The sequence below is a fragment of the Arthrobacter sp. ok909 genome, assembly GCF_900104405.1.
Taxonomy (GTDB): Bacteria; Actinomycetota; Actinomycetes; order Actinomycetales; family Micrococcaceae; genus Arthrobacter; species Arthrobacter humicola.
In genome coordinates this window covers 108,225-134,967 of the sequence record NZ_FNJS01000011.1, presented here as the reverse complement: position 1 = coordinate 134,967, position 26,743 = coordinate 108,225, and the positions used below count along the sequence as shown (strand labels likewise).

The window sequence follows — 26,743 nt, the reverse complement described above, 5'->3', positions numbered from 1 at the left end:
GGCAAGAGTACCTGCGGATGCCCTGGTCCGGTGTGACGTGTCCGTCCGGTCCGCGGAAGTCGCGGCCCGGCAGGGGCAGACTGGTCCATCCCCTGTTACATTGGATGATAGAAGCATCAAATAGTCAAGCAGAGGTTCGCAGTGAGAGGCCGGGAGGCAGACATGGACGAGTTTTCGGATTTCCGGGCACCGTTATATGAAGTGAAGGCCAATCTTTTCAAGGGTCTGGCGCATCCCGTGCGGATCAGGGTGCTGGAGTTGCTCTCCGCGGCGCCCGAGGTGTCGGTCACTGACATGCTCGCCGCAACAGGTCTGGAGGCCTCGCATCTGTCCCAGCACCTGTCCGTGCTGCGCCGTTACCACCTGGTGAAGGGCGAACGCAGGGCGCTGCAGATGTTCTATTCCCTGGCGTACCCGCAGGTCGCTGACCTGCTGTCCGTGGCACGGCTGCTGCTCAACGACATGCTGCACACCACCCGCGAGCAGCTCGAACATTCCGAGGCCACATCTCCGGCCGCTGCTTCCCCGCTGGCTGCCGCCGCCGGCAGCTCACGATGAAGGCCCTGACCTCGGCCCGGGCGCTTCTGCCCGGCCGGAGGGACTATGCGGACCTGCCCCGCACCTGGAAAGGGGATCTCATCGCCGGGGTCACCGTGGGTATCGTCGCGTTGCCGCTGGCGTTGGCCTTCGGGGTCAGTTCCGGCGCCGGAGCGGCCAGCGGACTGATCACCGCAGTCATCGCCGGGGTGATCGCCGCCGTTTTCGGCGGATCGAATATTCAGGTCTCGGGCCCGACCGGCGCGATGGTCGTCGTTCTGGGCCCGGTCATCGCAACAAAGGGCATCGGCGCTCTGGCAGCCGTGACGGTCCTCGCCGGTGTCATCGTGGTCGCCGCCGGGCTGCTCAAACTCGGCCGCATCGTCACGCTCCTTCCCTGGCCGGTGATCGAGGGCTTCACCCTCGGCATTGCCATGATCATCTTCCTCCAGCAGGTCCCCGCCGCGTTCGGCGTCAAGGCCGGACCAAGCAGCAACGCCGCCGTATCGGCCGCACAGGGCCTCGGCACACTGTCCCCGGCAGCCGTCCTTGCCCCCGCGGCCCTGGTGGTCCTGGTCGCCGTCATCATGATCGCTGCCCCCCGGATCCACCCGCAGATCCCGGGCTCGCTGATCGCGATCATCGTCGCCAGCATCGCCGCCCAGGTCCTGGACCTTCCGGTGGCCCGGATCGGCACCCTGCCCGACTCGCTGCCCGCACCCTTCCTGCCCTCACTGGACTGGGGCACCGTGACCGCACTGGCAGCGCCGGCCGCGACCATCGCGGCCCTGGCAGCAATCGAGTCGCTGCTCTCGGCCCGGGTCGCCGCGTCGATCTCCGACACCGGACCCTACGACGCCGATCGTGAACTCCTGGGCCAAGGCCTGGCCTCCGTCGCATCCGGGTTCTTCGGGGGCATGCCCGCCACCGGGGCCATTGCCCGCACCGCAGTGAACATCCGCTCCGGCGGCCGGACCCGGCTCGCCGCCGTCACCCATGCCCTCGTCCTGCTGGCCGTGGTCTACCTCGCCACCGGCCCGGTCGCGCGCATCCCGCTCGCCGCCCTGGCCGGGGTCCTGATGGTCACTGCCACACGCATGGTCTCCCCCACCACGCTGCGCAGCGTCATCGGCTCGACGCGGGCCGACACCGTCGTGTTCTTCGTCACCGCGCTGATCACCGTGTCCTTCGACCTCATCGAGGCAGTCGCAATCGGCATCGCCGTCGCGTCCTTCTTCGCTCTGCGCGCCCTGGTCAAGTCCAGCGGCGTCCACCGGGAAGAGATCCCCGGCCCCGTCCAGGACGGGGACGAACACATCGCCGTGTTCCGCCTCGACGGGGCCCTGTTCTTCGCCGCCGCCGAACGCGTCCTGGACCGGGTCAGTGCGATCCGCAATGTCGACGTCGTCATCATCCGCATGTCACAGCTCCAGGTCCTGGACGCAACAGGGGCCAGGGTCATCACCGACATCGTCAACGCCCTCGAACGCCGCGGCATCACCGTACTGATCAAAGGAATCCAGGAGCGCCACCTGGCCCTCGTCACCAAGGTCGGCGTTCTGGAATCCCTGCGCCACCACAAACACCTGTTCGCGGAATTGCCCCCGGCCGTGGAACACGCCCGCAGCCACGTCGCCCGCGCCAGGGCCGCCCGCATCGCAGAACTTCCCGCACGGGACAAAGCACCCGACGCCGGCCAGGATCCCGACCGGGGCCCGGTCGCGGCAGCCACTCCCGGCCGCACCACGGTCCGCTGAATGATCAGGAGCATCCTTTGCCGCCAACAGCACCCCTGGAATCCCGGACCGAACCGGACCGTCTGCCGCAATACCTCCTGGGTTTCGGACCGGGGGCCCTTCTGCTGTTCGACCTCCCGGCACTTTTCGCGGGGCCCACGAACCCGGCCTGGCTGGCCGCGGCGGTACTGACCGGCCCGACCGTCGGCATCCGCGCCGGGATCGCCGTGTTCCGACGGCGCAACAACTCACCGGGCCGGCCCGCAGGGGCAACAGCGGTGCGCCCGGGCAGGAGCCGGCCATGAGCGTGGACGGCATGGCGCTTCCGGTGTGGAAGCACTCCAGGCCCGGAGGGACCGGGTACCCCGCGGACGCGGAAGCCTGGAACCGCTGGTACACCGAGAACGACTTCAGCTGGGCGTCGGCAAGCTCCTCGGTCCGCGCCATGCTGAACGGGATTGCCCCCGGACGGGCCCTGGATCTGGGGGCCGGCGACGGCCGCAACGCCGTGTGGCTCGCCGGACGCGGCTGGCACGTGACAGCCATGGACTTTTCCGCCGCAGCCTTGGATATCGGGCGCGGGCGCGCTTTCGCCGACGGCGTTATGGACCTGATCACGTGGTCCGTCGCCGACGTCACCACCTGCGCACCGGCACGCGGAAGCCTGGACCTTGTTCTGGCCGCCTTCCTGCACCTGCCCGAACGGGATCTGGAGGGCACCATAGCTCGCACAGCCCTGGGCCTGGCCCCCGGCGGGCTGTTCCTGTACATCGGCCACGACCCGGCCGACCCCCGCGAAAGCGCCTCCGGGCCACGGAACGCAGCCGCGCTGCATGACAGCGCCCGTGTGGCCGGCTGGGCCAGACGGGCCGGACTGCAGGTTGAAACGGCCGAGACCCGGTCCCGTCCCGTTCCCGGTTCCCGCCGCCCAGCGCTGGACTGCGTCGTTCTGGCCCGCAGCCCGGCCGCGCCGGCACAGTCCCCGCCTACGGCATCGTAAACGCCCAACCCGCACCCACCACCAAGAGAGCAAGAAAACACTGGGGACAAGGAAGCAATGGACTACCACCTGAAAAGTATCGAGGCCGCCGCGGCCCGGGACGGCTACCTGCCAGCGCACGGTCATGCCGTCCCCGCACCCGGCTGCACCAAACCGGATTTGTCCGAACACTACGGTTCCGGAACGGAGGCATCCGGCCTGGTTTTGGCCTTGTGCCGGGCCATGGCCGCCCAAGTGCCACCCGCCGACGCGGCGGCGGCGGCGGGCATGAACCTTTCTGAACTTTTCAACACACTGCGGGAACACCCCTGACGGACAGCCCGCTCCCGGAACCTGCACCACCCATCCCCGTACTGCCCGCATTCTGCATTGCCCCGCCTCATAGGCCCCGGCCGACCGGTCCCGATATTCAGGAGCAAAACATGACAGCACCGACCGTGTCCGCACCAAAACCCTCAACAGCCCGGGGCTCCCGGATCGCAGGGGCCGGCTCGTACCAGCCCGCAAGGATCCTGGATAACGAGGAACTGAGCCAGATCGTGGATACCACCGATGAATGGATCCGCAGCAGGGTCGGGATCCAGGAACGCCGCATCGCCGACACCGAGTCCGTCGCGGACATGGCCACCCAAGCCGGGCGGGACGCCCTTCAACATGCCGGAATCGAAGCCGCGGATCTGGACCTGGTCGTCGTTGCTACCGTGACCGCACTGGACCGCTCCCCAAGCACCGCAGGGCGGGTCTCGGCCGCGCTGGGTGCCCGGAACCCTGCCGTCTTCGACCTTAACGCCGCCTGCTCGGGGTTCACGCACGCCCTTGCCGTCGCTGACCAGGCCATCCGTTCCGGGGCCGCCAACACCGCCCTGGTCATCGGGGCCGAGAAGCTCAGTGCCTTCACCGACTGGACCGACAGGACCACCTGCGTACTCGTCGGTGACGGCGCCGGCGCCCTCGTGCTCACCGCCTCACCAACTCCGGGGATCGGACCAGTCCACTGGGGATCAGTCCCCGAACTGTCCCACGCTGTCAGGATCGAAGAACCCAAACTCCGTTTCCAGCAGGAAGGCATGTCCGTGTTCCGCTGGGCCATCAGCGAGGCCGCCACGCTGGCCCGAAAAACCTGCGAGATCGCCGGCATCCGACCGGACGAGCTGGCAGGGTTCGTCCCGCACCAGGCCAACCTGCGCATCATCGAGCCCCTCGCCGATCAACTCGGAATCTCCCGCGAGATCACCGCACGTGACGTCGTCACCTCGGGGAACACGTCCTCGGCCAGTATCCCGATCGCCCTTGCCAGGCTGGTGCGTAGCGGACAGCTTCCGCCCGACAGCCCCGTTCTGCTGTTCGGTTTCGGCGGCGGATTCTCCTACGCCGGGCAAGTAGTCCGCACCCCGGCCACTGGCACCGCGTCCGGAGCCTGAAGCATCTGGCGCCTCGGGCACGGCCGATCGGCCGTGCCCGAACAGGCCGACAACCATGACCTCACACCCCGTCAAAGACAAGGGAAACACCCATGCCACTGCTGAAAGAACTTCAGGACAAGGTCCGCGCCACCCACCTGCTGGTGCGCCCGGCCGAAGAATGGAACAAGCTCTCCGAGAAAGTTCAGCAGGCCTGGGCCAGCGGGGACGAGCAACAACTCGAAACGGCCCGGAGGTTCCACCTCATCGCGTGGGCATCCATCGCCCGGAACCTCCTCGCCGATCCTTTCGAGGGCGTCGGCATCACCACCACCCCAGCCAGCACCGACTGGGGCATCGCAACCCTGACCACCAGCAGGCGCAGCTGCCAACCACAACTAACCCGATCGGACAGCGCCGATCCCAGCACCGGCACCCAGCCCCGACTGCGGAGCTTCGAAGAAGTCATGACCGACTACGACGCCTGCCTCGACTATCTCGCCGGCGTCCCATCCCCGCCCCAGGGCTAACTGCCAAACAAGCCGGTCCGCACTCGCGGGCCCTGACACCAGACAGCAAGTCAAAGAAACAACAAGGGCACCCGAGCCGGATTCCGCTGGTATCCGACAAGTCAGCCAAACGCTGCCCCGCTCTATCGCCGGGGGAATGCCCGTTTAACGGTCGATCCACGGTTGGCATTTAGTTGATTCTTCCGTCGACGGTGATGTCGACGGACGGCATACAGTGCCGGCTTCCACCGTGTGGCCCATCGTGCCCTGCCTTTGCTCGTCGGGTCCAGTGCCCTGGTCGCCAGATACAGGCGATTCAGGGCCGCCTGCAGGGTGGGGAAATGACCTCTGGCCCTGACCGCCGCCGGTAGCGGGGCGTTGAGGGACTCGATGGCGTTGGTGCTGCAGATGACCCGCCGGATTTCCACGTCGCAGTCCAGGAACGGCACGAACTCGCTCCACGCGTTCTCCCGGAGCCGGGTGATCGCCGGGTCCTGCCGGCCCCACTTGGTCGAGAACTCGACGAAGCGTTCCTTCGCGGCGCCCTCGGAGGGTGCCGCGAAGACCGGGCGCAGGTCACGGGACATCTCGTCCCACTATTGATGCTCCTATAGGCGTCAATGTTCGTTGAGCCAGTTTTCGTAGCGCTGGTGGAAGACATCGTCCCGGCTTTGCTCGCGTTCGAGCCCGGACAGCGCGGAGGGCCGGGCGGGCAGGAAATCCGCGAAGATGACGGGAACCGTCTCCTCGTCTCATCCGGGAAAGATGGCCTGTCGGGCGAAACGCCAGAGCGACACTGTCATCGGAAAAATGCACCGCTCAAGACAGGGATCCTGTCTGCTGACGGCTTGGTATCCGCAGTTCACGACCCGCCGCGTCGTCCGGGCGACCCGTTGGCACGATATTGCGTCCGAACCCTAGTTTGACCAGCAGCGCGGACACGAGATCACAGACACTCGTCTCCGTCAGACCTAGCGCCTCGCTGAGCTGCCGGTTGCTCAGACCCTCGAGAATCAGGGCCACCACATCCTTCTCCGCGCCGGTCAGGTCGACAGCTTTGCGGTCCGCCGTCGCTGTGGCGAACCACGCCCTCACCCTCTCCACGACGGCAGGCCCCAGGAGCGATTCCCCCGTGGCGGCACGACGGATGGCCTCGACCAGGGAGTGGCCGCGGACTTCCCGGAGCACATAACCTGCCGCTCCGGCAAGCACGGCGCCGCGAAGCACCTCGTCGTCGACGTAGCTGGTCATCAGCAGGCACTGCAGATCCGCATCAACCGAGCGCGCAACCCGGCAGACTTCAATTCCGGTCCCATCAGGAAGAAGCCCGTCCAGCACCGCCACATCCGTGCCCGCATCCACGATCCGACGGCCGGCTTGAGCCGCTGACCAGCAGTCGCCGACCACCTCAAGACCTGCCTCCTCGAGCACGACCCTCAGGCCTTGCCGGGCGAGCTCGTGATGAATGACGACAAACACGCACACCGGGCCCGGGGACCGTTCCCGGGCAACCACGGTGTCTAAGGGCACACCCATGTTTAGACTCCTGTTGCTGGAGCGCCACCGACCCGCAACCTCGTGCAGGTCCCGTCAATCCGAGGGTCACCCACGGAAGATTTTCTCCCATAGGAAGACGCCGGTGCCAGGGTCAAAGGGCTCCACTCCGTCGGGAGAGAGCCGGGTTTGTTCACTTCGGTCGGCTCGGGCCGGGGCCTGATGTCTCGTACCAGGCGGCCCAGTCCCTGGGATGGATCGAGGGTCTGCCGATCAGATAGCCCTGTCCGGCCGTCATGCCGATCCCTGCCACGGCGGCGAGCTCCGCGGGCGTTTCCAACCAGGGTGGCGCCGATCTGCCGGGCGAATTCGACCAGCGCCGCACCGAGGGCGCATCGGCCTTGATCGTCGTCGATCCCGGCAATGAGGCTGCGGTCCAGTTTGATGATGTCGGGCCGGATGTGAAGGACGTGCCGCATCGAGGCGAAGCCCGAGCCCGCATCATCCACCGCGATGCGCAGCCCGCGTTGCCGTAGCGGCGCCAGGATCGAGAGGAGGGGACCGTACTCGGGCACTTCCAGGCGTTCCGTCAGTTCCAGGACGATCCTCGTCAGCGGCAGGCCCGAACGTTGAAGAAGGCCCGGAAGCCGCGGGTCCAGGCAGGTCTCCGGTGAAATGTTCAGGGCCACATAAATACCGGGAGGAAGACCCCGAGCGGTCATCACCGCGGTCTCCAGCGCGGCAAATTCAAGTTCCGGCACGAGGCCCGCCACGGCGGCCTCGGTGAACCAGAACTCCGTGCCTGCGCCGTCCTCATCGACGAACCGTGTCAGCGCCTCGACCCCGAGGAGCTGACCCGTGGTGAGGCTGTAGATGGGCTGAAACGCGGTCAGCAGCATCTTCTCCTCGATCATCCGGCGAAGCCGGGCCCGGCTGTGGGAGTCGGATTTCTGGCGTGCCGTCAGCGGCGCCAGCACCCTGCTCGTCCCTTCAAACCCGCCGCTCCGGCCCTCCCGCGCGGGACGAGCCCTCCCCGAGACTTCCATCCAAACGGCTCTGCCGTCTCGATGCCGACACCGCACCATGACACCCCGCCAGCCCGGCCCCGATGCTTCCGCTACATCGGCCTTGGCCCGGGCGAGGTCCCCGGTTTCGATGACCAGCCCGCAGTGCTGGCCCAGCAGCTCCGCCGGCGACCAGCCCAGCAACCCGGTGCTGGTCGGGCTGGAGAATGTGAAGACTCCCTGAGCGTCTACGGCCCAGACCCATTCGTGGCTGGTGCTCAGGACCGTGTCCATCAGTTGGGCCGTTGCCCCGGTGCGGGTTCTCTCGGCCCGGTGGCTGCGGTGGAACCTCACGGCCAGAAGGACGGCCACGAGGATCGGCATCACGATCACCGTGCCGGCCAGCCACTGAACAGCCGGATCATCCAGTACCTTAGCCGGATCCATGATCAGGACGGCGCCGGCCGTAAGGGCGAAGACAACCTGGACCGCCAGCACGACCACCAATATGTCCCGTACCTTTGGTGCGACCTGCTCCCTGCCCGTCATGCATCCCCGTTCGTATCGGTACCGGCCAAGCCTGTTCCCCGGCGGTTTCCCGGTCGTGGCGTTGCTCTTCCATGCGGACCCGGCGCTTGATCTCCGCACCGGAAATCGCCCACGGCGCCACACCGCCGACACGGGCCGCCGCTGCCCCGGACGACAGGGCCCGCAGGATCCAAGTCAACACAGTCACCACGGAACGCCTCGAGAGCCGCATCCCGGCTGGGTGGCGGCCGAGGCAACGACGACGAAAAAACCGGAAATGGTCGCATCGGCTGAGACCTTTGCTTGGAACAGGATCGCGGCCCGTGCCAGGAACCCGACCCGTCCGCGAAGAGTGACGCTCTCGACGGGCCCCACGTCCTGCCCCCACACTAACAAGCACGCTTATCTTCGACCCGGAAGTTGCGCTAAACCTGCCAAACACCTGAGCTTGGCACTTCCCGGATCCCCTTGCGACGATGTTTCCGGTGCACCCAATGCAGTCACGGCGCAACCGCTCCTGTGTTCAAAGGAGACGGCCACTTGTAGTCAGGCCGCATAGATTCTTCGAAGAGGACTCCCACGCGCGAACCCTGCTGGCCCTGTCCGGTGGATCACTTGTGGCACTGGCCAGCTTTGGGTGGCGGGGGCAGCCCCGACATCGTGACCAGTCCGCAAAAACCCATGACCGGGGAAATATGGCCAATCTCGAAAACCCCTAGAATACAAGGCAAACGGCAACCGCCAGATCACCGAAGCCGAACAAGGCTACTGGGCCGAAGCAATCAGCCACGTCCGCTAAGCAACAAAAACGTTTGGCCCAAGACTTGCGCTCCGGGCCACACGAACCCCCCGCCTGCTTGCGTCTTGCGGAGCGCAATTCAGACCGAGCAGTCCTGCAAGCTGGCTCCATCGCGTTGAGACCATGGAGCCAGCAGTGTGCAGGGATCGGCGATGCGCACTTGCCGTGTGGCCTGCCCCCAACGGTTGCTCGGGCCACTCCCAACGCAAGGGTAAGCGCACGGCCCCTAGCTGGCAATGGGTGCGCCGGAGCCATTGAGACTCAGTACCCGACGCAGTACCATCAGGTGCGGCTCCTCCATCTCCCCCAGGTAATGGAGGGGCCGCCGAAAGCACAAACCCCCGTCAGCTAACCATGCTGGCTGTGCAAACCCTTGCCGTCACGTAGAACGGGGCACGTGCCAGTGGGACCCTATGAAAGGCCCGATACGGCGACAGCCGGAACCTACGGGCTCCCCGTTGGGAGAGCGTCTTGCCGTCCGGTAGGCGCTCGTTTTAGCTGTGTAGCGTCCAGTCGTTGTCGTAGTCAGGGTGATCCTTGTAGCCGGCGGCTAGAACAATCAGCATGGAACGGCGGGCGAGGGCGACTGGTTCCTCAGCATCTGCGGGATCGGTGATGCCGTCCTCCTGGGCAGCGAGCTTCCAATCAGCCACGATCCTCCGCTTCACGGCACATTCCGCCAGTAAGGCTTCAGTAAGGGACGGAGGGACCGCCATATCGTCGCTTGCCACCGTTTCGTAGTCGTGGCCCCCTGCAAAGTGCCGGCCCTGGATGCCGGCTTCTTGTTCGGCGATGCGGGCCTCAAGAAATTCGACAATATTCATGCCGCCAGTCTTGCACCAGCGTCCAGTCAAGCGTCATGCGGTTTGTGCAGGCGTAATAAGTCGGTGCTGGCGGCTAATGTCCGGTCCGTGGTGAAGATTGATGTTGAAGCGGTGGGCGCGATGCTTGATGAGATGCGGCTACCGGTTGGGGTGTAGCAGAGACTGTAACCGGAGGCGCCGTCACTGTCACAGTTACCGTCGGGGCGGGGCCAGCCGCTTCGACGGCTGACCCGCACGCTGAGAGCGCCACGGCGCAAACAACCAACAAAAGAGTCTTTTTCATCTTAATGCCCCTAATATATCCAGGCAGAAGTTCCCGGCGCCTTGGACATTGTGACCCACACGGATACCAACTGCCACTGTCGGCTTTCCGACCAACGGCAATTACTCCCCTAACACACCACGGCGATCCTGCTATTCATGAACGCGAGAGTTGACCAATCTGCTCTGTAACTCTATCCAGCTTCGGCAAGTAGTAATCGTCTAGGCCTGCAACAGCAGAATAAGCGGTTAGCGCTACATGAAACATGATGACAGCTTTGGCGGCAATATTGTGCTCCTGCGAATCGGACTTATGGAGCAGCCTAAATCCTGGGCCCTGGGGCTGCCCATCGGCCAGGGTCTTGAAGTATGCGGCACCGCTTTGAAGCGTCGGGTGCGAGTTTTGCGTATCGACCAGCCATGCCTGATACAAATTCCCAAGATCGTCTCGGTACCTTTTTGCTAGGTGGGAGAGGTGCGCAAAAGCGTCAAGTTCTGCGTGTCTCCTAGTGGCTTGTCCAATCAGTGCGTCGATATTATCCAAAATTGGAGAGTCCAGGGTCCAACCGATTTCCTGCGCTCCTAGCAGCTTTTGCAGGCTGGTAGCCTGCTGCCGTTGGAGTGCCTCTAGGACCTTGCCCCCATCTTTTCGAATCCACCATAACCACATGGCATGCTCCGTCGCGGAGCGTAAGAGTGGCGCCGCCTCCTCATCAAACCCGTTATCTGACATGCGAATGGCTGCTTCGCATGATCGCGCCACACGTGTCGTCCAGCCCCACGCAACGGCTACCGCAGACCAGTTATTGAACTCATCACGATCAATATCCTCAATTTCAAGCGACGCTGGCTCAGGGCCGTGCAACCGGATGGATTTCAGGTTGAAGAAAATCCGACGGAAAGCTTTCTGCCTCTGGGCATCCAAGAATGAGTCCTGTCTGTGCTGTCACACTGCAACGGCTTCGAACCAGAGTCATGTAAGCCCTGGCTTTGGCTCCAAGGATTATTGTCCAGTTTTTGGGCCACTCCAAGTTGACCTTGATTACCACGTCGTCACCTATAAGCCATGTGCCGGACTCTATGGGCAGTCAGACCCCGGCCGCTCTCCAGTTGAGGAGCTGGAGCCCGATTATGAGTTCCTGGATCCCGTTGCGCACTGCACTCGATCCTGCCACTAAAGGAGTCCCGCAAGTCACCTGACTGCTGCGATAACATGCACGCATGGAACCCGGCGAGATATGGGCGTATCGCAAAACAGGTAAGCACCCGCTGGAGCCTGTCCGGTTTCTAAAGCATCGACGGGGCACTGGGCGGAAATATGAGTACTCTTTGGTGCGCTTCGAAGATCCTGACGCTAAAGGGCTCGAGGAATGGGTCCCGGACGGGCGGCTCAAATGCCAGTGGGCTGACGCCGAGGCCTTCAGCGCCCGAGAGCGTCGGTGGGCTGCCGTCAAGAGTGCATCGATAGTCAGCGACGACATCGACTGGGCAGTTGGCGTCACCTTGGACTCACTGACCCCTATGGGGATGATCGACGGCTGTGGCGGGAGAACCGGCATCTCTCCGTACAAGATCGGAGATGTCAGCGCCTTGTCCCGGTTGTGCGGCATCCCGGAGGACGACCTCACGTCGCCGCCAACGGCCTTCAAGGAAGGGGAACGCTTTATCGTCCCCTTTGAGACGGCAGCGCGAGTGGCTCGGACTCTTGCCGCTCAGCACCCCGAAGTTGTTCTTCGCGCAGTCGAGAGGGAAGAACGGGACTTCGAAGAACGGCAATACGAATGGCGGCAACATGGATCCCCGCCAAGAGGAAGGAAGTTTGAGGCGTGGGACGAGGCGCTTCGCCGGTCGTTCCAGATGCGGCGCGACTGGGTGGGAAAACATCATGATGTTCTTTGGCGCGAGGTGCTGATTGCCCGCATCGAAGTGCAGCGGATGCGGGAGCTCGTGGAGTCTGCTGCAAATATGTTGCAAGCGAACGGTCACATGGCGAGTGCGGCCAGGCTGCGGCGCTCTCTTAACCCGAACGCTAAACCCGAGTAGCAAAGGAATTTAGGCGGTTCGTTGTCGGCGTTGAAGGATCTTCGCCGGGCACTGCATGAGGCTGGCGGCCAAGTTCCTAAGAAGAAGGGGAAACTCGCCACGTTCTGGGAAGCCCGGAACGTGCGGGCCGTGGGTAGTAGTCGCCAGAGCGCCGCCCCTGCAAGACTGGGGGAGTCGCAGGGGCGGCACTTAGGGAGTGCCGCCAGCAATGGGGGATCGCCGCGGCACCAGCCCAGGGTCGCGTATTCAAGACGCAACCCGCGACGCAGCAAGACTTCATGGTTCAGAGTGGCGTGAGTGCCGTCAATTCTGGGTATGCCCGTCTGCTTCCTTATCCTGGGTCTATTTTCTGCCTTCATACGCCGCCCCCGGAGACAGAAAGCGTCAAGTACAGCGTGTCACTACTCCACCTCCAGAAGTAACGATCTGTGGAGAAAGTCAGAAGCCCCGCTTCCATTCCGATGGTCATTGAAGAGCGGGCGGCCCGGGGTTCTCGATTCGATGCATTCTTGAAATCCTTCGTTATCGAGAACACCAATTCTTCCTGTCATCTTTATCGAATGAGCAACGCTGCCGGGACAGTCTCGCGGCTGGACATAGGCTTCTCCCGCGCGCGTCAGGCCGCGGAGTCAGTCGTCGGAATTTGGCTGTGGGGCGGCCGTGGCGAGCTCGATGAGATTTTTAGTAGATTTCGGGTGGTCCCATGCTGTGGTTGCCGCCGTGAGTTCCGCCCCGCACGTTTCGCACCAGGCACCGGAGGCGGAAACCGTCCCGCAGGTCGTGCAAATAATGCGCAAAGATTTCCCGCTCGGAGACTGTGTGTTTTTCTGCGCCCACACGGTGAGTGCATGCAGCACGGGCAGTGCGTCGGTCCCGGCTGCGGTGAGGAGATACTCCTTCCGAGGGCGGGTTCCCGCACTGTAGGGCTCGGCGACCAGAAGACCCGCCCCGGCCAGACGCCGAAGGCGTTCACTGAGGACGTTGTCAGCGACCCGGAGCTCCTTCTTTAAGCCGTCGAACCGGTTGTTGCCCATGAAGACCTCCCGCAGCACCAGTAAAGACCAGGGATCACCCAGGACGTCTGCTGCCCGGGCAATGGGGCAATCGTCTTCCGACCAGCTAGTGCGAAGCGGCATCAGGATTCCCTTCAAAGGATCGTTTGACTTTCTTCAAGCAAGCTTATTTACTTTCTTAAAGAAAGCTTGTACTTTGATATTACGCGCTGGCAACGGAATGACTCAAGCCAGGCCGATCCCCAGGATGACTTCCAGCCCACTGACGACCCCAGCTTCGAGGAGTACGGAATGACACTGACTGACATTAGGCCCGAGCCGACAACGTCCGGAGCGCGCGTCCCGTCGCCCGATGCCTCCGCGCCTGCCGCCCCTTCGGGCATGCTGCCGTTAAGCCTGTTCGGTATTCCGCTGGGCCTGGCCGGCCTGGGTGCCGGATGGTCCGCCGCCCGCGTCACTCTCGGGGCGCCGTCCTGGCCGGAGGAAGTCCTCTACGGAGTAGCCAGCGCCATCTGGCTCGGCCTGACCACCATTTATCTGCTGCGGGGCCTGCGACGCAAAGGAGCCTTCCGGGCCGACCTTCGACACCAGGTGGCCGGCCCGTTTGCGTCATTCATTCCACTGGTGGGCATCCTGCTTTCAGCCCACTACAGCGAATACCTTCCTACGTTGGGCGCGTGGGTGTGCATAGCGTTCATCGCCGCCCTGGCAGTCGTCGCCACCAAGCTCTTCGCACACTGGGTCACCGGCGGAGTATCAATGCAGTCCATTCATCCGGGCTACTTTCTGCCCGTCGTGGCCGGATCCTTCGTCGCCAGCATCGGGTTCTCCAGCGTGCACGCACATGATGCGGCGCTGGCCGCATTCGGCATCGGCGCGTTCTTCTGGATGGTCGTGGGAACCGTCGTCACCGTCCGGCTGATGACCGCCGGCGAGCTTCCCCCGGCAGCCCGCACCGGACTGTCGGCCTATCTCGCGGCGCCGGCCACAGCCAGTGTCGCGTGGATGGTTTCCCATCCGGGGCCCATCGGAGCGCTGCAGCTCGGCCTCACCGGTGTGCTGATTATCATGTTGCTCATGCAGCTTCTGCTCATCGGGGAATACCGCAAGCTGGCCTTCAGCCCCCTGTTCTGGGTCTTCACCTTCCCCGTCGCCACCACGGCTAACTACGCCGTGCGCTGGTTCGCCGCATCGAACCTTCCCGGCAGGGAAATCTATTCCTGGACCGTCCTTGCCCTGGCAACAGCATTCATCCTGATCATCGCCGGACGAAGCGTCGCGGCATCCATCGCCGGAAAATCCGAAAAACGCCAGAACCACGCCCGGGTCCCCGTCTAGACCGAGCGGTCGCCAGCTGCCCCAGCCACTCTCCGGCCCTCCGATTAGCATTCATTGCTTACCAGCCCGGTGATGGGCCGCATAACGAGTAGGACCGGGCGGCTTTGCCCGGTCCTACTCTGTGTGGGGCGACGGGACCCCTGGGAGTCCCATCAGTCGTCAGACCACGTCCAAGTCAGGGAATCTGGATCTCCGACGCCGATTCTCGATTCATGGCGTTCTCTGAATCTTTCGTTTTTGACACCCCCAGTCTTGACGACTCCTGTAGATACAACACCTCCGGTTCTGAGTCCTACGAGGGGCTGAGAGACTTGAAACGGTCAGAACGCTGTCCTCTGACCGCGTTGTTTACCGGGGGACGATTGGAAGGAAGTATGGATGCGGGTATTGATTGTTGGCGCGGGAGCTACCGGAGGTGCGTTTGGAACTCGGCTCCAGGAAGCGGGCAGGGACGTCACGTACTTTGTTCGTCCTGGACGCCAGCGGCTCCTGCAAAGCGATGGCCTGCGCTTCCTCGCCCCGGACGGGGACCGGACGCATGCCGTTACAGCCGTCACCAGCATCTCTGAGGGTGATCATTACGACCTGGTGGTGATTGCGGTGAAAGCACCCGCACTCGAGGGGATCCTCGATACGGCCGGCCCGGCGATCGGAAAGAAGACGCTGATTCTGCCGTTCCTCAACGGTCTTGACCATATTGACGTGCTCGAAGACGCATATCCGGGGCAGGTGATCGGTGGTCTCGTGAAAATCGTCGCCATGGTCGACGATTCCGGTGCCATCCGGCAGATGACGCCACTGTCCACAATGACCGTCGGGTCGTTGACGGCCGACCCGATTCCTCCCTCCCTCGCGGAAACCCTCGATGTTCCCGGCATCGACCTGACCATCACGACCACGATGATGCAGCAACTCTGGGAAAAGTGGGCGTTCATCAGCGCAGCCGGAGCTCTCACCTGCCTGCTACGTAACAATGTGGGCGCGATCCTCGAAGCAGGAGGTCGCCCCCAAATCCTGCAAGCCATCGCCGAGGCCGAAAACGTTGCGGCAGCAGCCGGCTACCCGGTGAGCGAGCCAGGGCATCAGCAGAGCCTGCACATCCTGTCAGCTCCGGGGTCTCCGTTCACCTCTTCGCTTTACCGGGACCTGCAAAGGGGGCAAGCAGTCGAAGCCGAGCACCTTCTCGGTTCTCTCGCGGCCCGGGCACGAATCCTGAATGTCGATACGCCGCTGCTGGATCTCGCCGTGACACAGGTGCGGGCCCACCACATCAACCCCACCGGTGGAGGGATCTTCGACTCGGCCCCAGCCTGAAACATCCTGGAAGCGGCACAACAACCAGAGACCCGCAGCGTTCAAGTGAATCGCATCCATGGCTGGAGCAACGATCGATTGCTTCTGCAGCTGGTGCAGACGACTCCGGACATTCCGTGCAGACGACTACGGAAACTGACACGCATCCGCGGAACGCAACGTAACCGGACTGTCCTTTTAGGCTGTCCCAAAAGTGCCGCCACGATCACCCGTTGCGCGGACAATTTCGGTACGATTCACGACGGACACTGGTTACGCTCGCGGTCACTTTCCGCAGTCGTCTGCCTATCGAAGGTACCGGTAGACCGTGGCGCGCGAGACTCCGAGCATCTTGCCGATGTCGGAGGCACTGATTCCTTTTCCCTTGAGTTCCTTGGCCCGGGCAGCGGCAGCGTCGTCCACTTTGCGTGGCCTTCCGCCGTGGCGATTATTGGCCGCTGCCGCAGCGAGTCCGGCCCTGGTGCGTTCGATCATCGTGTCGCGCTCCAGCTGCGCGAATGCAGCCATGATCGTCAACTTGGCGGTGCCCATGGGACCAGTTGTGTCGAGTCCTTCGGTCAGCGAACGGAAACCAGCTCCCCGTTCCCTGATGTCCTCGATGATGTCCAGGACGTGCCGGGTGTTGCGCCCCAGACGGTCGAGCTTCCACACGGTGAGCACGTGGCCGGTCTCCAGCCGGTCCAGGGCTTTGGATAACTGAGGGCGTTCGACCGTGGATCCGCTGACACCGTTATCGGCAAAGGTCCGGGCCGCGCCGGCGGCCTGAAGTGCAGTGAGCTGAAGATCAAGGTTTTGTTCCGTAGTGGAAACCCTCGCGTACCCGATCACAGCCATGGCCGCCCCGCTATTCTCTTAATCCCGAACAATTTGCCCTGTGGCAGCAAACGCTGTTGGACGGCATTCTGAGACTGAGGAGTGGCGTGTCGAACCGCAAGATCACCGATACTCCTACGCCACCTGAAAAGCGGCCCCGACCGTCTCAGTAATCGATCCTATTTGAGATGCCAGATGAGTGCTCGATGCCGCGTCCAGCAGGCCACCGTGGGCACCGCGACCGCAAGGGCGAACCGTTCTACGCCGCGCGGCGCACTCTCCATACCGGATGCGTCAGAAACGGCGACACGCGCAGGTTCCGCACGACCGGACGCTTGTGTTACGGGAGTGACTGGTATTCCAGACAGCGAGGCGACCACAATGGGGTTATGGACCCGACTGATCCAGACCTGGCGCTGGCCTTCACCAGCGCCGCGGCCGTCGGTTCGTCGATGATCCGGGCCTTCCGTATCGACGACGCGAAAGCCTGCACGCGGCTTTGCCGCAGAATCCTTTTCTTCGCAGCGGCTCCCCCGCCCTCAGACCTGGCCGGGATCGTCCGTGCACTTACCGGCCTGGACAATGTCCTGGCCGCCTTGGGTCTCCTGACCCGGCGTCTGGCCCCGCTCGGGACCACGGACGCCATACACTTGCGCAACGCCGAGGCCGCACTCACGTCGCTCCGCGATGTTCTGGGCTCCGGCTCGACTGCCGGCCTTCACCCCGCCTGCACACCGGCGGGCCACCGGCGGCAACTCACGGGAACCCGCCCATCAGCTGCACCGGCACGGCCGGGACGCCCTGGCACCGGCAGAACTGTCCGGCCATCGTGAACGTGCGCGCTCGTAGCAGGACGCACAATGCCCCCGTATCGGTTGAGGGCATTAACAGCTGGGGAAGGCCACGGTCAGCGTCAACTTCGAGGTACCGGCCCGCTCGATCGACTTGGGCCACCCCCTGTCCGTTGACACTAACCGACAGAAACATAACGGTTAGCGTATTGACGCTAACCGTTAGACACGTAACTATTAGCGTATGGATGCAGCCAGGGACATGACCGTGGCGGAGGCCGCCGCACGCCTCGATCGGAGCACGATGTCAATCCACCGGCTGCTCGGCTCCGGCCAGCTGACGGCCACCGGGAGGGCGGGCAAGGCCCTCCTCATCGACCGGTCCTCCGTCGAACGGCTGGCCGCCGCCGGCACCCGCCGCGGCCGCGCCTGGACGGCGAAGACCGCCTGGGCCGCCCTCGCGCTGCTCTCCGGCCAGAATCCGACGTGGATCTCCGCGTCGGAGAAGTCCCGGCTGAAAAGCCGGCTGCGCGAGCTGGACGCCGACGCCGTGGCCGTCCTGGCCCGCAACAAGGACAAGACCCTCCGCTACCGGGCCACCCCGGACGGGCTGGCCGCGCTCACCGGCCACCTGATCGCCAGCGGCGCCACCGCGATGCGCGACGAGTCCACCGCCCGCACCTTCGGCATGGCCGGCGGCGGCGGGATCGCCGAAGGCTACGTCATGGCCGGCGACGCGGCCGCCCTCGCCGATGCGTTCGGCCTGGTCGAAGACCCGGACGGGAACGCGATCATCCACGAGGTCGATCTGGCCGAGCCTTTCGCCGAGGGCCGGGTGCCGGTCGCCGCGATCGCGGTGGACCTGATGAGTTCCCTGGCCACCCGTGAGCGCAGCGCCGGCCAGCGCGTCATCAACGGACTGCTCCATGTCTGAGCCGGCCACGACAGACGTGGCCGCTGTGGCGGCCGGCCGGGAAACCTGGGACGTCCCGGTTCCGCCGGGTGGCTGGGGTTCACCGTGGCCGCAGTGCATCGAGCTGGCCAGGGCCCTGCCCTCGAGCCAGTGGACGCTGGTCGGCGGCCTCATGGTGCAACTGCACGCGGCCGCGGCCGGCCTGGCCGTTTCCCGGCCGACGGCGGACGTCGACATCATCCTGCACATCGAAACCGGGGCCGCAACGACCGCGGCGGTGATCGGGGTCCTGACCGATCTCGGGTACACGCTGGAGACGTCCATCGCGCATGACGCCCCGGCCCACCGGTTCGTACGCGGCGAACAGCAGATCGACGTGATGATCGCCGACCACGCGGCCCCCTCCAGGGTGCCCACGATCGGTGGCCGCAAACCGTTCAAGGTCGCCGGCGGCACCCAGGCGCTGCAGCGGACCGTGAACTGCCGGATGACCGTTGACGGGGACGGGCCGGTGCTGATCAGCATCCCGAACACCCTCGGCGCCCTGGTCCTCAAAGGCGCCGCGTACCTGGAGGACTCCCGTGACAAGGACCGGCACCTCGATGACGCCGTGGTGCTCTGCGCCACCATCAAGACCCCACTAGTAACCGCGGCACAGATGAAGGGCAGCGACAGGTCCCGGATCCAGGCCCTGCACAAGGTGCTTGCCGACACCGGTCACCGGTCCTGGCAGCTTCTGGGCCCCGCCGACCGGACACCGGCATGGGATGCGCTCCGGATCCTGGCCGCCAACCACAACGGCTCCCCGCTCATCAACCGCCTCAAAGGCTGACCCTCCCGCTACGTCGTCGTCGCGCGGCCGGGGTGCTGGCCGCCGCCCCGGCGGTGGCGGGCGGCGGCCGCGTGACGGCTCAGCCGCACACAGAAGAGCATGAGACTCCTTCAGCCCCGCACCCGGTCCGGCCGTTTCTCCACTTTCGGGCATGCCGCCCCGACCGTCGCGCTGCCCGCGGCACGCTACCCGTCCGAGCTGCCGTTCCGCCGTGACCGGTTCGTCCACGCGGGTCCGGTGCAGCTGCTCACCCGCCGGCACCGGACCCCGGTCCGGGACGCGCTGGAAGCCGCCGGGGGTCCGCGACCTCTCCGCAACCTGGGACACCGCCCGGGCCCTCTCGGCCTCGATCACGGACCTGCAGGCCCGACTGCACTAAGCAGGGCAGCTGCGCTTGAAAACTGAGTGGATCCGGAGGCTGCTATCAGTTGCCGCCCAGCCTCGGCTCCTACGGTGAGAGGGCACTTCGGGCCGGACAAGCGACCCGGCCCGCACGATTCGCAAGCGGAACGAAAGAGGTAGCAATGCCGACAACCCCCTCATTGAAGACCCGTCTCGGCGTGGGAGCAGCAGCGGTCCTGGCCGCCGGCGCCATGGCCGCCGTGGGTGTCGGTGCCGCCTCAGCATCCCCCTCATCGCCGTCCACTTCGGCAGCCTCGACGGCAGCCCCGTCAACCGATGCCAAAACGGGAGCCCGCGCCGGCCTGCACGGCCTCGGAGCTTTCCTGCGTCTCAACGCGAACAGCCCGCAGGCCGCCGGCGACCGCGCCGCGAAGGCAGCAACCGCCCTGGTCAACCGCCCTCGGGTGTTCGCCAAGCTCCCCGCCGCCCTGCAGGCGGACCTGACGGCGCTCAAGGATGCCGCCCCGGCTGACCGGGTGAAAGACGCCTTCAAGATCAAGACCACGGCCCTTTCCGGCGGGTACGGCGCCGACTTCCAGAAACGCGCCGAGAACTTTCAGAAGAACGCCACCGCCGCGGCCGGGCTGCGGCAGGAGCTGCGCACTGCCCTGACCTCGGCCAACCCGGGCGCCGGGCTGCAGAAGGTCGCCGACCAGCTCATCAGCCACCCGAAGCTGTTCGCCAAGCTTCCGGCCAACCTGCAGACGGACCTGAAGACTCTCAAGGACGCCGCGCCGGCTGACCTGGACACCCAGGCCAACAAGATCAAGGACACCGCGCTGAACGGCGGATACGGTGCCACGATCCAGAAGGCAGTCCGGGCCCTCGAGAAGAAGACCGCAGCGGCCCCGGCTGCCTAGCGGCGCACTCGATCTATTCCGGCGAAAGTCCGGGCAGTCATGGCTGGCCGGACTTTGCTTTGCCGCATGAAGCGACGACGGCGGCGGCAGAAGCCGCACACATCAGGGGAAGACCAATTCTTCCGATGTGAAAGGACGCCCCGCGATGATGGGAGCCCACCACGAAGCCTGCGGCGCCGCCGCCTGGGTTGCGCTGGCCACCAACCTGCACGTTGACCTGACCGCTGTCGCCGAGAAGGCCCCGTTCCTGCCGCAGGCCTTGGATATCGGTCTGGGCCTGATGCCGGTTTCCCCGATTGGTGTTGTCAGCCGGCGCCCTCTTTGTCGCCGGGGCCGGGCTGGCGTCCGATGCGGGCCAACCTCAACGCCACGATCGCCTATTCGCTGCCGCCGCTGTCCAACATCATTTGTGCCGGGATCGGGAAAATCTCCGGCGGCCACCGGAACGGCACCCATTCCATTGTCGGGATCGCCGCGTTCGTCTTCATCGCCTGGGTCGCCGGGCTCTGGACGATGCAGCTGGCCCCGTTCGGCACCATCTACGCGGGCGCCGGGATCCTCGCCGTCCTCGTGGTCGCGTTCGCCGCGAAGGCGCTCAAGTTCAACCGTGACGCCATGCGCAAGGCTGCCTGGGTGGTCGGGTTGTCCGTCGGGGCGTTCATCGGACTGTTCACACCGCAGGAGCAGAGCGGTGCGGCCAGTGACCAGCACCAGCGGCGAGCTCCCGGGCGATCGCGGTGTTGGCCTTGACCGGCATTTTGTGGCGTTCATCGAAGTGTTCCCATTCGCGGTGGAGCCGGTGGTTTCCTTCCAGGGCGCCGATGCGGATTGCCGGGGCGACGAGCTCGAACTGGCGCAGCAGCCGTTCCCCGGGCCGGGCGTAGGGGCGCCGGTGCTGCCAGGCGGCTTCGATGAGGAGTTTGCGGGCGTAGGTGTTCCCGGCCTTGGTGATCGGTCCCTGGTGCCTGGACTGGCCGGAGAACTCCTCGCTGGGCACCAGGCCGAGGTAGGAGCCGATGGACGAACCGGTGAAACGGGTCCAGTCCCCAATCTCCACGGCCAAACCGAACGCCGTCGTGAGCTGAATGCCCCGCAGGCACATCAACGCGTCAATCACCGGGGCGTACCGGCGCGCCGCCGCCGTCGCGGCGACCTGCTTGTCGATCCTTTTGAGGCGCCCTGCGAGCAGCTCCGCCTGCTCGACATCGGCCTCGTAGGTGAACTGCAGCGCCGGTTCCCCAAAGTGCTAGCGGTGCAGCCACCGGCTGTGTTCCTGCGTCCACCGGGTGTCTTTCGGGTAGCTATGCCGTGGCGCAGCAGGATCGCGTTCACGTGCTGACGGGCATCTGCCTTAACGGGGCGGAAACTTAAGTGGACAAGCAGAAACGCTTCTGCAATCATATATGCAGATGCTCAAAGCGATGTAGAGCACATGCATTTGCAGAAACGTTTCTGCAGTCGCGCACTCGGGGATGCGCTCAATATTCCGGCCGAACTGTGCCCGGGCCGACGGCTCGGAGCTCACTAACATTTTGGAGGTGGCCCCATTGATTAATGAGGCCTCGATAGTAGACAGGGAGTCGCAAGGCTCCCCCAGCCCGGAGTCCTTGGTCGAAGATCATGGCGTCTCTCCGATACCGTCCAGGGACCGAACCTCCGGGAGTGCGGACCAGTTCTGGATCTGGGCCGGCGCCAACCTGGCCCCGATCAACTGGGTTCTTGGAACGGTTGGACTTGGCCTGGGATTGAGCTTGGGCGAAACGCTCCTGGTTATCCTTGTGGGCAACACTCTTGGATCAGCCTTGTTCGGGCTGTTCTGCCTGATGGGCCACAGGACGGGCGTAAACGCGATGATGCTGGCCCGTCTCGCGCTTGGGCGCCGCGGCGCCAAAGTGGTGGCTGCCGTCATGGTCCTGATGCCGATGGGCTGGGTGGGCGTCAATACGTGGATCGTCCTGGATCTCGCCATGACGGCTCTGGCACAAGTCGGAGTCCAGCCCGGCGATGCAGTGAGATATTCGATCGCCGCAATCATCATGACCATCCAGGTGGTGCTTGCGGCTTGGGGCTTCAACGCCATCAAGAAGTTCGAACGTTGGACGATGCCGGTGATCCTTGTCGTCATGCTCGTCATGACGGTGGTTGCATCGCTAAATGTCCATCCGAGCTTTGCTCCGGGGACCCTCTCCGGAGGCGACAAGATCGCGGCCATGAGCCAGGTAATGACGGCTATCGGCATCGGGTGGGGCATCACCTGGTTCGTGTATGCCGCGGACTTCACCCGCTTCACCCGTCCCTCACTGCCGGCCCGCAAAGTGTTCCTGTCTGCAACGTTCGGGATGTTTGTGCCGGTCGTCTGGCTGGGTTTCCTCGGCGCTTATATTGCCTCGGCCGGCGGCGGAACGGATCCGGCCGAACTGGTCCTTGCCGCATTTGGTGCCCTGGCTCTGCCGATCCTCGTCCTGATCCTCCATGGACCCATTGCCACGAACATTGTCGTGATGTATTCCTCGGTCCTGGCCGTGCTGTCCCTGGACATCAAGGCCCGCCAATGGAAGATTGCCCTCGGCGGCGGCATCGTCGGATCGCTGGTGCTGTGGCTGTTCCTTCAATCTGGGAACTTCGCGAACTCCGCTTCCCAATGGATGAGCGTCCTCGTGGTCTGGATTTCACCCTGGGCCGCCATCACTGTCGTCGATTTTTTCATCCTGCGGCGCCAGCGGATCACGGTATCTGAGCTGTACAGTCCGTTCTCCCCCAGATGGAGCAATGACGTGAACTGGCCGGGAATGATTTCGCTGGCAGTAGGGCTTTTCGCAGGCTGGCTCTTCCTCCAGACCGGCATCCCCGGAGTGGAGGGGCCCGTCGCGGTCGCCCTCGGCGGCACAGACCTGTCCTGACTTTCCAGCACCGTCGTCGCAGGCGGCCTCTACTACCTGCTCGGACGCAAGCACATCAAACCTGCCCCAGTCGAGACCGTCGCTGCCTGACACGGCAAGGCCTCACCGACACCCTGAACCCCAAACCCACCCACCATCTGAGAAGGAAATCATGTACAACTGGTCCAGCATTAACATCGACAGGCTCCGCCAGGACCGCCGCACGGCAGTCGCCGAGCTCATGCAACGCAACCAGCTCTCCCACCTGCTCCTGACCGGGTTCGACCATATCCGCTACGCGACGGACTACCGCACCCAGATCATCGCCGAAGCCTTCGACTGGTTCGCGGCCGTCATCGACAGGGACGGAAACGCCGAAATCTTCACCCCCTGGGTGGACGAGACCCAGGCGAACCCCGTGCCCGATCTTCCGTGGATCACCGCCATCCACGCAATGCCCTCCTGGGCGCCGGTCGTCGGCCATCCCGAAACGTGGACGCGGGGGCTGGCCTCGGCTCTCAAGGGAGCCACCAAGGTCGGTATCGAACTCATCGATCCCGCCATCCTCGGCCGGCTCCAGGCCGGTCTCCCGAAGACCTCATTCGTCTCTGTCGGCCAGGAACTGTACGACATCAGAATCCGGAAGACCCCGGATGAAATCATCCTGCTCGAAGACGCCAGCATCGTGAACTCCATCGGAGCCGAAGCCGGCATCGCCGCAGCCGTCCCGGGCGCAACGGACCACGACATCCTGGCCGCCGTCATGGGCAAGCTCCAGGAGTCAGGTCCGGAGTTCCTGAGCCACTCCCTGTGCAACCACCGCCGCGGCAACGGAGGATGGTTCGCAGAGGGCAGCGTGCTGCGCGAAGGCGACCCCTATTTCTTCGACATTGGCGTCTACGGCCAGCACGGCTACGCATCCGACATCGCCCGGACCGGCTTCGTCGGCGGTGAGGCGCGGCCCGAGATCCGTGCGGTCTACGAAAAGCTCCTGAACGCCCACCGCATCGCCGAAGATACGGCCAAACCGGGCGTCCTCGTCTCCAAAGTGGACGAAGCGGTGAACAGCTACCTGGCCGGCGAAGGACTGCCGACAACGCCCTACGCCATCGGACACGGCGTCGGGCTGCGGGCCTGCGAACTGCCGACGATTTACCGCCACGGCCTCTTTGACCGTGACCAGGTCATTGTGGAGAACAGCGTCATCTCGCTCGAACCCGAAACCGGGATCGAAGTCGATGGCGAATTCATGCTCCTGAAACTCGAGGACAACTACCTGGTCCAGTCCGACGGCGTCCGCCGCCTGTCACCGGCCGGCTACGGTCTGGAGCTGGTCTAATGTCGCGCGGTGTACATTCTCCCGCGGGCACAGCCCGCACCGGACCGACAGTCCGGGTCGTCCTGGCTCAGCAGGAGCCGGTTCCTCGCCGGATCGATGAGAATGTACACCGCGTTCTCAGCATTCTCGAGGAACATCACGACGCTGACCTGGTCATCTTCCCCGAACTGTTCCTGACCGGCTACACCACCGTTGACCTGTGGGAGCTGCAGTTATCCCCGGAAAGCCAGCCTGTCACAGTGCTCAGAAACGCATGCAGCGACAATCGGACGGCCCTGATCGTTGGATTCATCGAACAGGCCGGACCGCGCCCCTACAACTCGATGCTGATGATCGACGCCACCGGCGCGATAGCCGGCATCTACCGGAAGACCCACCTCTTTGACGGGGAGGCGGAAGCATTCACCCCGGGAGGGAATCTGCGGTGCGTGAAGCTCGGAGAACTGACTGTGGCCCCGCTGATCTGTTTCGATATCGAACTCGCCGAACCGGCACGCAAACTGGCCGTGGACGGCGCCGACGTGATTGTCTCGATCGCGGCCAACATGGATCCCTACTACGGAGACCACGAACTCGCAGGCAGGGCGCGCGCCCTGGACAACAGGCTCCCCCACCTCTACGTGAACCGTCCCGGGTCCGAGGGACCCTTTGACTTCGTTGGCGGATCCCGAATCATCGGCCCCGACGGGGCCGTCCTTGGCCAGGCAGGACCGGGGGAGGAAACCCTCACGGGTTCTGTAACTATCGGCGCAGCCGTGGCCCGCGCCGTGGACTACCTGGAGCACCTCAGGCCAGAACTCTACTAGTCGCATGACAACGCACAACAACACCGGCTTGATGACGGTCCCTGACAACGAGAACCCGTCAGGGACGGCCCCCCGGCCTCTCGGAGGTAATTGCTATGACATCGGCCGGCAACGGACATGTGGCCTACATTCGGGCCTTCACACCACAGACAATTGAACAGAAGTTAAATGAGGCAGTGGCGGCGGCGCAGGACTACGCCATGCGAGAAGGCCGGCAGGGGGTGAAAGTGACCCGCCACGAACCGACTGTCTTCACGGTTGCCGTCAGTCCGGATGTCGCGTATGGACGGACCGTAGAGCACGACGAGTTCCGCACCGAGCTGCTGCACCCTTGAGAATCAGCTGGACCGCGGCCTGGCGCCGGTGCTGGCCCTGACGACGAGATGGGCCGGCACCGTCACGCTCTTGATGTCCTGCTTACCCTCAATCTGTTCGATCAGCATTTCCGCCGCTGCGCGCCCGATCTCGACCGGGTTCAGTTCGACGGCGGTCAGAGGCACAGAAGCGCCCGCTGCCGCTGAGCTATCGCCCAGGCTCACGATCATGACGTCCCGCTCGGCTGTTGCTGCCATCGAGGCGCCAAGTGCCAACCGGTCCAGTGTTGCGAAAATCGCGTCAGGAGCTTCCGTCCTGCTCAGCAGATTGACCGCGGCCTGTCGTCCCGTGTCCTCCGACAGACTGCCCGAGACGACCTCGATCAGGGGCTCCACCAAATTCGCGCTGCACCAGTTCCTGTAGGCCCGAACACAGTCGGCCGCATACGAAGCACTGACAGGGCTGGAAATCAGAGCCGGACGTCTGGCTCCCTGCTGCCACAAATGATCCAAGACCTCCGGCACAATGACGGAAAAATCGTTGTCGACGCAGCTCGTAGCCTCGGAGTCGAGCCTTCCGACGGTGACCAAAGGCCGTCCGTCCACCAGAGCACGCTGAACCAGCGTATTTTCCTTGACAGGGTCAACCACTATTGCCCCGTCATAGGGCAGCCTCGAGGACCCCGCCCAATCACCGAGCGGCGCCATAGCCAAGGCGTACCCCTTAGCTGAGGCGACCTCCGAGGCAGCGCTCATGACCCGGACGAAGAATTCAACATTCCACATGGACGTAACGGCCGTCCCCGGCGCAGCGATGGACATCATAATGATGCCGGTCCGGCCTGACGCCAGGCTCTTCGCGGCAGAACTCGCCTGGTATCCCAGCTCTTTGGCTGTCTGGAGAACTTTTTTCCGGGTCTCGTCCGGCAACCGGCCTTTGCCGCTCAGCGAATCAGAAACCGTCGTGACTGATACGCCGGCCGCCTTGGCCACG

28 protein-coding genes and 1 pseudogene are annotated in these 26,743 nt (G+C 64.4%); 20 read left to right on the top strand and 9 right to left on the bottom strand.

Annotated elements, in window-relative coordinates:
• Positions 1 to 162 precede the first annotated feature (162 nt).
• The 7 genes from BLR03_RS11350 to BLR03_RS11320 all read left to right on the top strand — a co-directional run bounded on the left by BLR03_RS11350 (position 163) and on the right by BLR03_RS11320 (position 5,203).
• On the top strand, positions 163 to 558 hold the full coding sequence (locus tag BLR03_RS11350) for an ArsR/SmtB family transcription factor (RefSeq protein ID WP_091252616.1): 396 nt from the start codon (positions 163 to 165) through the stop codon (positions 556 to 558).
• Complete coding sequence (locus BLR03_RS11345) at positions 555 to 2,294, top strand: SulP family inorganic anion transporter (RefSeq protein WP_091252615.1); 1,740 nt, start codon at positions 555 to 557, stop codon at positions 2,292 to 2,294. The genes BLR03_RS11350 and BLR03_RS11345 overlap by 4 nt, the downstream gene beginning before the upstream one ends.
• A gap of 17 nt (positions 2,295 to 2,311) precedes the next feature.
• Positions 2,312 to 2,578 (top strand): hypothetical protein, encoded by a 267-nt coding sequence (locus tag BLR03_RS11340; protein ID WP_091252613.1) that lies wholly within the window; start codon positions 2,312 to 2,314, stop codon positions 2,576 to 2,578.
• Positions 2,575 to 3,273 (top strand): class I SAM-dependent methyltransferase, encoded by a 699-nt coding sequence (locus BLR03_RS11335; RefSeq protein WP_091252611.1) that lies wholly within the window; start codon positions 2,575 to 2,577, stop codon positions 3,271 to 3,273. Before BLR03_RS11340 ends, BLR03_RS11335 begins: the two co-directional genes overlap by 4 nt.
• A 57-nt stretch (positions 3,274 to 3,330) precedes the next feature.
• Positions 3,331 to 3,585, top strand: coding sequence for a hypothetical protein (locus BLR03_RS11330; protein ID WP_091252610.1), 255 nt, complete (start codon positions 3,331 to 3,333; stop codon positions 3,583 to 3,585).
• A 110-nt stretch (positions 3,586 to 3,695) separates the two neighbouring features.
• The gene (locus BLR03_RS11325) at positions 3,696 to 4,694 is read left to right on the top strand and encodes a beta-ketoacyl-ACP synthase III (protein WP_091252608.1); all 999 of its coding nucleotides are present in this window, start codon (positions 3,696 to 3,698) and stop codon (positions 4,692 to 4,694) included.
• A gap of 92 nt (positions 4,695 to 4,786) precedes the next feature.
• Positions 4,787 to 5,203: a hypothetical protein gene (locus BLR03_RS11320; protein WP_091252606.1), complete on the top strand. Its 417-nt coding sequence runs from the start codon at positions 4,787 to 4,789 to the stop codon at positions 5,201 to 5,203.
• Between the two features lie 122 nt (positions 5,204 to 5,325).
• On the opposite strand, the pseudogene BLR03_RS11315 reads toward BLR03_RS11320, so the two are convergent.
• From BLR03_RS11315 to BLR03_RS11295, 5 genes and pseudogenes are all read right to left on the bottom strand, one after another.
• Positions 5,326 to 5,784 (bottom strand): annotated as a pseudogene (locus BLR03_RS11315) (transposase); the annotation flags it as partial.
• Positions 5,785 to 6,001: 217 nt separating this feature from the next.
• On the bottom strand, positions 6,002 to 6,718 hold the full coding sequence (locus tag BLR03_RS11310; protein ID WP_254788404.1) for a response regulator transcription factor: 717 nt from the start codon (positions 6,716 to 6,718) through the stop codon (positions 6,002 to 6,004).
• Positions 6,719 to 6,720: 2 nt separating this feature from the next.
• On the bottom strand, positions 6,721 to 8,229 hold the full coding sequence (locus BLR03_RS11305; protein ID WP_091252605.1) for a sensor domain-containing phosphodiesterase: 1,509 nt from the start codon (positions 8,227 to 8,229) through the stop codon (positions 6,721 to 6,723).
• Positions 8,230 to 9,501: 1,272 nt separating this feature from the next.
• Positions 9,502 to 9,831 (bottom strand): DUF6221 family protein, encoded by a 330-nt coding sequence (locus BLR03_RS11300; RefSeq protein ID WP_091252603.1) that lies wholly within the window; start codon positions 9,829 to 9,831, stop codon positions 9,502 to 9,504.
• 418 nt (positions 9,832 to 10,249) lie between these two features.
• Positions 10,250 to 11,017: a DUF5677 domain-containing protein gene (locus tag BLR03_RS11295; RefSeq protein WP_091252601.1), complete on the bottom strand. Its 768-nt coding sequence runs from the start codon at positions 11,015 to 11,017 to the stop codon at positions 10,250 to 10,252.
• A gap of 296 nt (positions 11,018 to 11,313) precedes the next feature.
• On the opposite strand from BLR03_RS11295, the gene BLR03_RS11290 reads away from it, so the two are divergent.
• Positions 11,314 to 12,135 carry a hypothetical protein gene (locus BLR03_RS11290; RefSeq protein ID WP_139184528.1) on the top strand — a complete coding sequence of 274 codons (822 nt, stop codon included), beginning with the start codon at positions 11,314 to 11,316 and terminating at the stop codon, positions 12,133 to 12,135.
• A gap of 629 nt (positions 12,136 to 12,764) precedes the next feature.
• Here the strand turns inward: BLR03_RS11290 and BLR03_RS11285 are convergent.
• Complete coding sequence (locus tag BLR03_RS11285; protein WP_091252648.1) at positions 12,765 to 13,271, bottom strand: winged helix-turn-helix transcriptional regulator; 507 nt, start codon at positions 13,269 to 13,271, stop codon at positions 12,765 to 12,767.
• Positions 13,272 to 13,439: 168 nt separating this feature from the next.
• Between BLR03_RS11285 and BLR03_RS11280 the strand changes: the two genes are divergently transcribed.
• Positions 13,440 to 14,486: an SLAC1 family transporter gene (locus tag BLR03_RS11280; RefSeq protein ID WP_091252646.1), complete on the top strand. Its 1,047-nt coding sequence runs from the start codon at positions 13,440 to 13,442 to the stop codon at positions 14,484 to 14,486.
• 378 nt (positions 14,487 to 14,864) lie between these two features.
• Positions 14,865 to 15,800, top strand: a complete 936-nt coding sequence (locus tag BLR03_RS11275) for a ketopantoate reductase family protein (RefSeq protein WP_091252597.1) — start codon at positions 14,865 to 14,867, stop codon at positions 15,798 to 15,800.
• Between the two features lie 285 nt (positions 15,801 to 16,085).
• On the opposite strand, the gene BLR03_RS11270 is transcribed toward BLR03_RS11275, so the two are convergent.
• Positions 16,086 to 16,634: a recombinase family protein gene (locus BLR03_RS11270; protein WP_091252596.1), complete on the bottom strand. Its 549-nt coding sequence runs from the start codon at positions 16,632 to 16,634 to the stop codon at positions 16,086 to 16,088.
• 368 nt (positions 16,635 to 17,002) lie between these two features.
• Between BLR03_RS11270 and BLR03_RS11265 the strand changes: the two genes are divergently transcribed.
• The 6 genes from BLR03_RS11265 to BLR03_RS23975 all read left to right on the top strand — a co-directional run bounded on the left by BLR03_RS11265 (position 17,003) and on the right by BLR03_RS23975 (position 21,161).
• The gene (locus BLR03_RS11265) at positions 17,003 to 17,446 is read left to right on the top strand and encodes a hypothetical protein (RefSeq protein WP_091252594.1); all 444 of its coding nucleotides are present in this window, start codon (positions 17,003 to 17,005) and stop codon (positions 17,444 to 17,446) included.
• 202 nt (positions 17,447 to 17,648) lie between these two features.
• Complete coding sequence (locus BLR03_RS11260) at positions 17,649 to 18,338, top strand: helix-turn-helix domain-containing protein (protein ID WP_091252593.1); 690 nt, start codon at positions 17,649 to 17,651, stop codon at positions 18,336 to 18,338.
• A complete protein-coding gene (locus BLR03_RS11255) occupies positions 18,331 to 19,149 on the top strand; it encodes a hypothetical protein (RefSeq protein ID WP_091252591.1) in 819 nt (272 codons plus the stop codon). Before BLR03_RS11260 ends, BLR03_RS11255 begins: the two co-directional genes overlap by 8 nt.
• A 99-nt stretch (positions 19,150 to 19,248) precedes the next feature.
• Positions 19,249 to 19,554 (top strand): hypothetical protein, encoded by a 306-nt coding sequence (locus tag BLR03_RS11250; protein WP_091252589.1) that lies wholly within the window; start codon positions 19,249 to 19,251, stop codon positions 19,552 to 19,554.
• A gap of 119 nt (positions 19,555 to 19,673) precedes the next feature.
• Entirely contained in the window at positions 19,674 to 20,411 is a 738-nt protein-coding gene (locus BLR03_RS11245; protein ID WP_139184527.1) for a hypothetical protein, read from the top strand.
• 348 nt (positions 20,412 to 20,759) lie between these two features.
• A complete protein-coding gene (locus tag BLR03_RS23975; protein WP_139184526.1) occupies positions 20,760 to 21,161 on the top strand; it encodes a hypothetical protein in 402 nt (133 codons plus the stop codon).
• Here the strand turns inward: BLR03_RS23975 and BLR03_RS11240 are convergent.
• Positions 21,082 to 21,528 carry a transposase gene (locus BLR03_RS11240; RefSeq protein ID WP_139184525.1) on the bottom strand — a complete coding sequence of 149 codons (447 nt, stop codon included), beginning with the start codon at positions 21,526 to 21,528 and terminating at the stop codon, positions 21,082 to 21,084. The two genes, BLR03_RS23975 and BLR03_RS11240, sit on opposite strands and share 80 nt — an antisense overlap.
• A 355-nt stretch (positions 21,529 to 21,883) precedes the next feature.
• Here BLR03_RS11240 and BLR03_RS11235 point away from each other — a divergent pair, with 355 nt between their 5' ends.
• The 4 genes from BLR03_RS11235 to BLR03_RS11220 all read left to right on the top strand — a co-directional run bounded on the left by BLR03_RS11235 (position 21,884) and on the right by BLR03_RS11220 (position 25,770).
• Complete coding sequence (locus tag BLR03_RS11235; protein ID WP_091252584.1) at positions 21,884 to 23,311, top strand: cytosine permease; 1,428 nt, start codon at positions 21,884 to 21,886, stop codon at positions 23,309 to 23,311.
• A 151-nt stretch (positions 23,312 to 23,462) separates the two neighbouring features.
• Positions 23,463 to 24,629: a M24 family metallopeptidase gene (locus tag BLR03_RS11230; protein WP_091252583.1), complete on the top strand. Its 1,167-nt coding sequence runs from the start codon at positions 23,463 to 23,465 to the stop codon at positions 24,627 to 24,629.
• On the top strand, positions 24,629 to 25,435 hold the full coding sequence (locus BLR03_RS11225; RefSeq protein WP_091252581.1) for a carbon-nitrogen hydrolase family protein: 807 nt from the start codon (positions 24,629 to 24,631) through the stop codon (positions 25,433 to 25,435). The genes BLR03_RS11230 and BLR03_RS11225 overlap by 1 nt, the downstream gene beginning before the upstream one ends.
• A gap of 95 nt (positions 25,436 to 25,530) precedes the next feature.
• Positions 25,531 to 25,770 (top strand): hypothetical protein, encoded by a 240-nt coding sequence (locus BLR03_RS11220; protein ID WP_091252578.1) that lies wholly within the window; start codon positions 25,531 to 25,533, stop codon positions 25,768 to 25,770.
• 3 nt (positions 25,771 to 25,773) lie between these two features.
• Here the strand turns inward: BLR03_RS11220 and BLR03_RS11215 are convergent, their stop codons facing one another.
• A complete protein-coding gene (locus tag BLR03_RS11215) occupies positions 25,774 to 26,742 on the bottom strand; it encodes a LacI family DNA-binding transcriptional regulator (protein WP_175460501.1) in 969 nt (322 codons plus the stop codon).
• Between the last annotated feature and the right edge of the window lies 1 nt (position 26,743).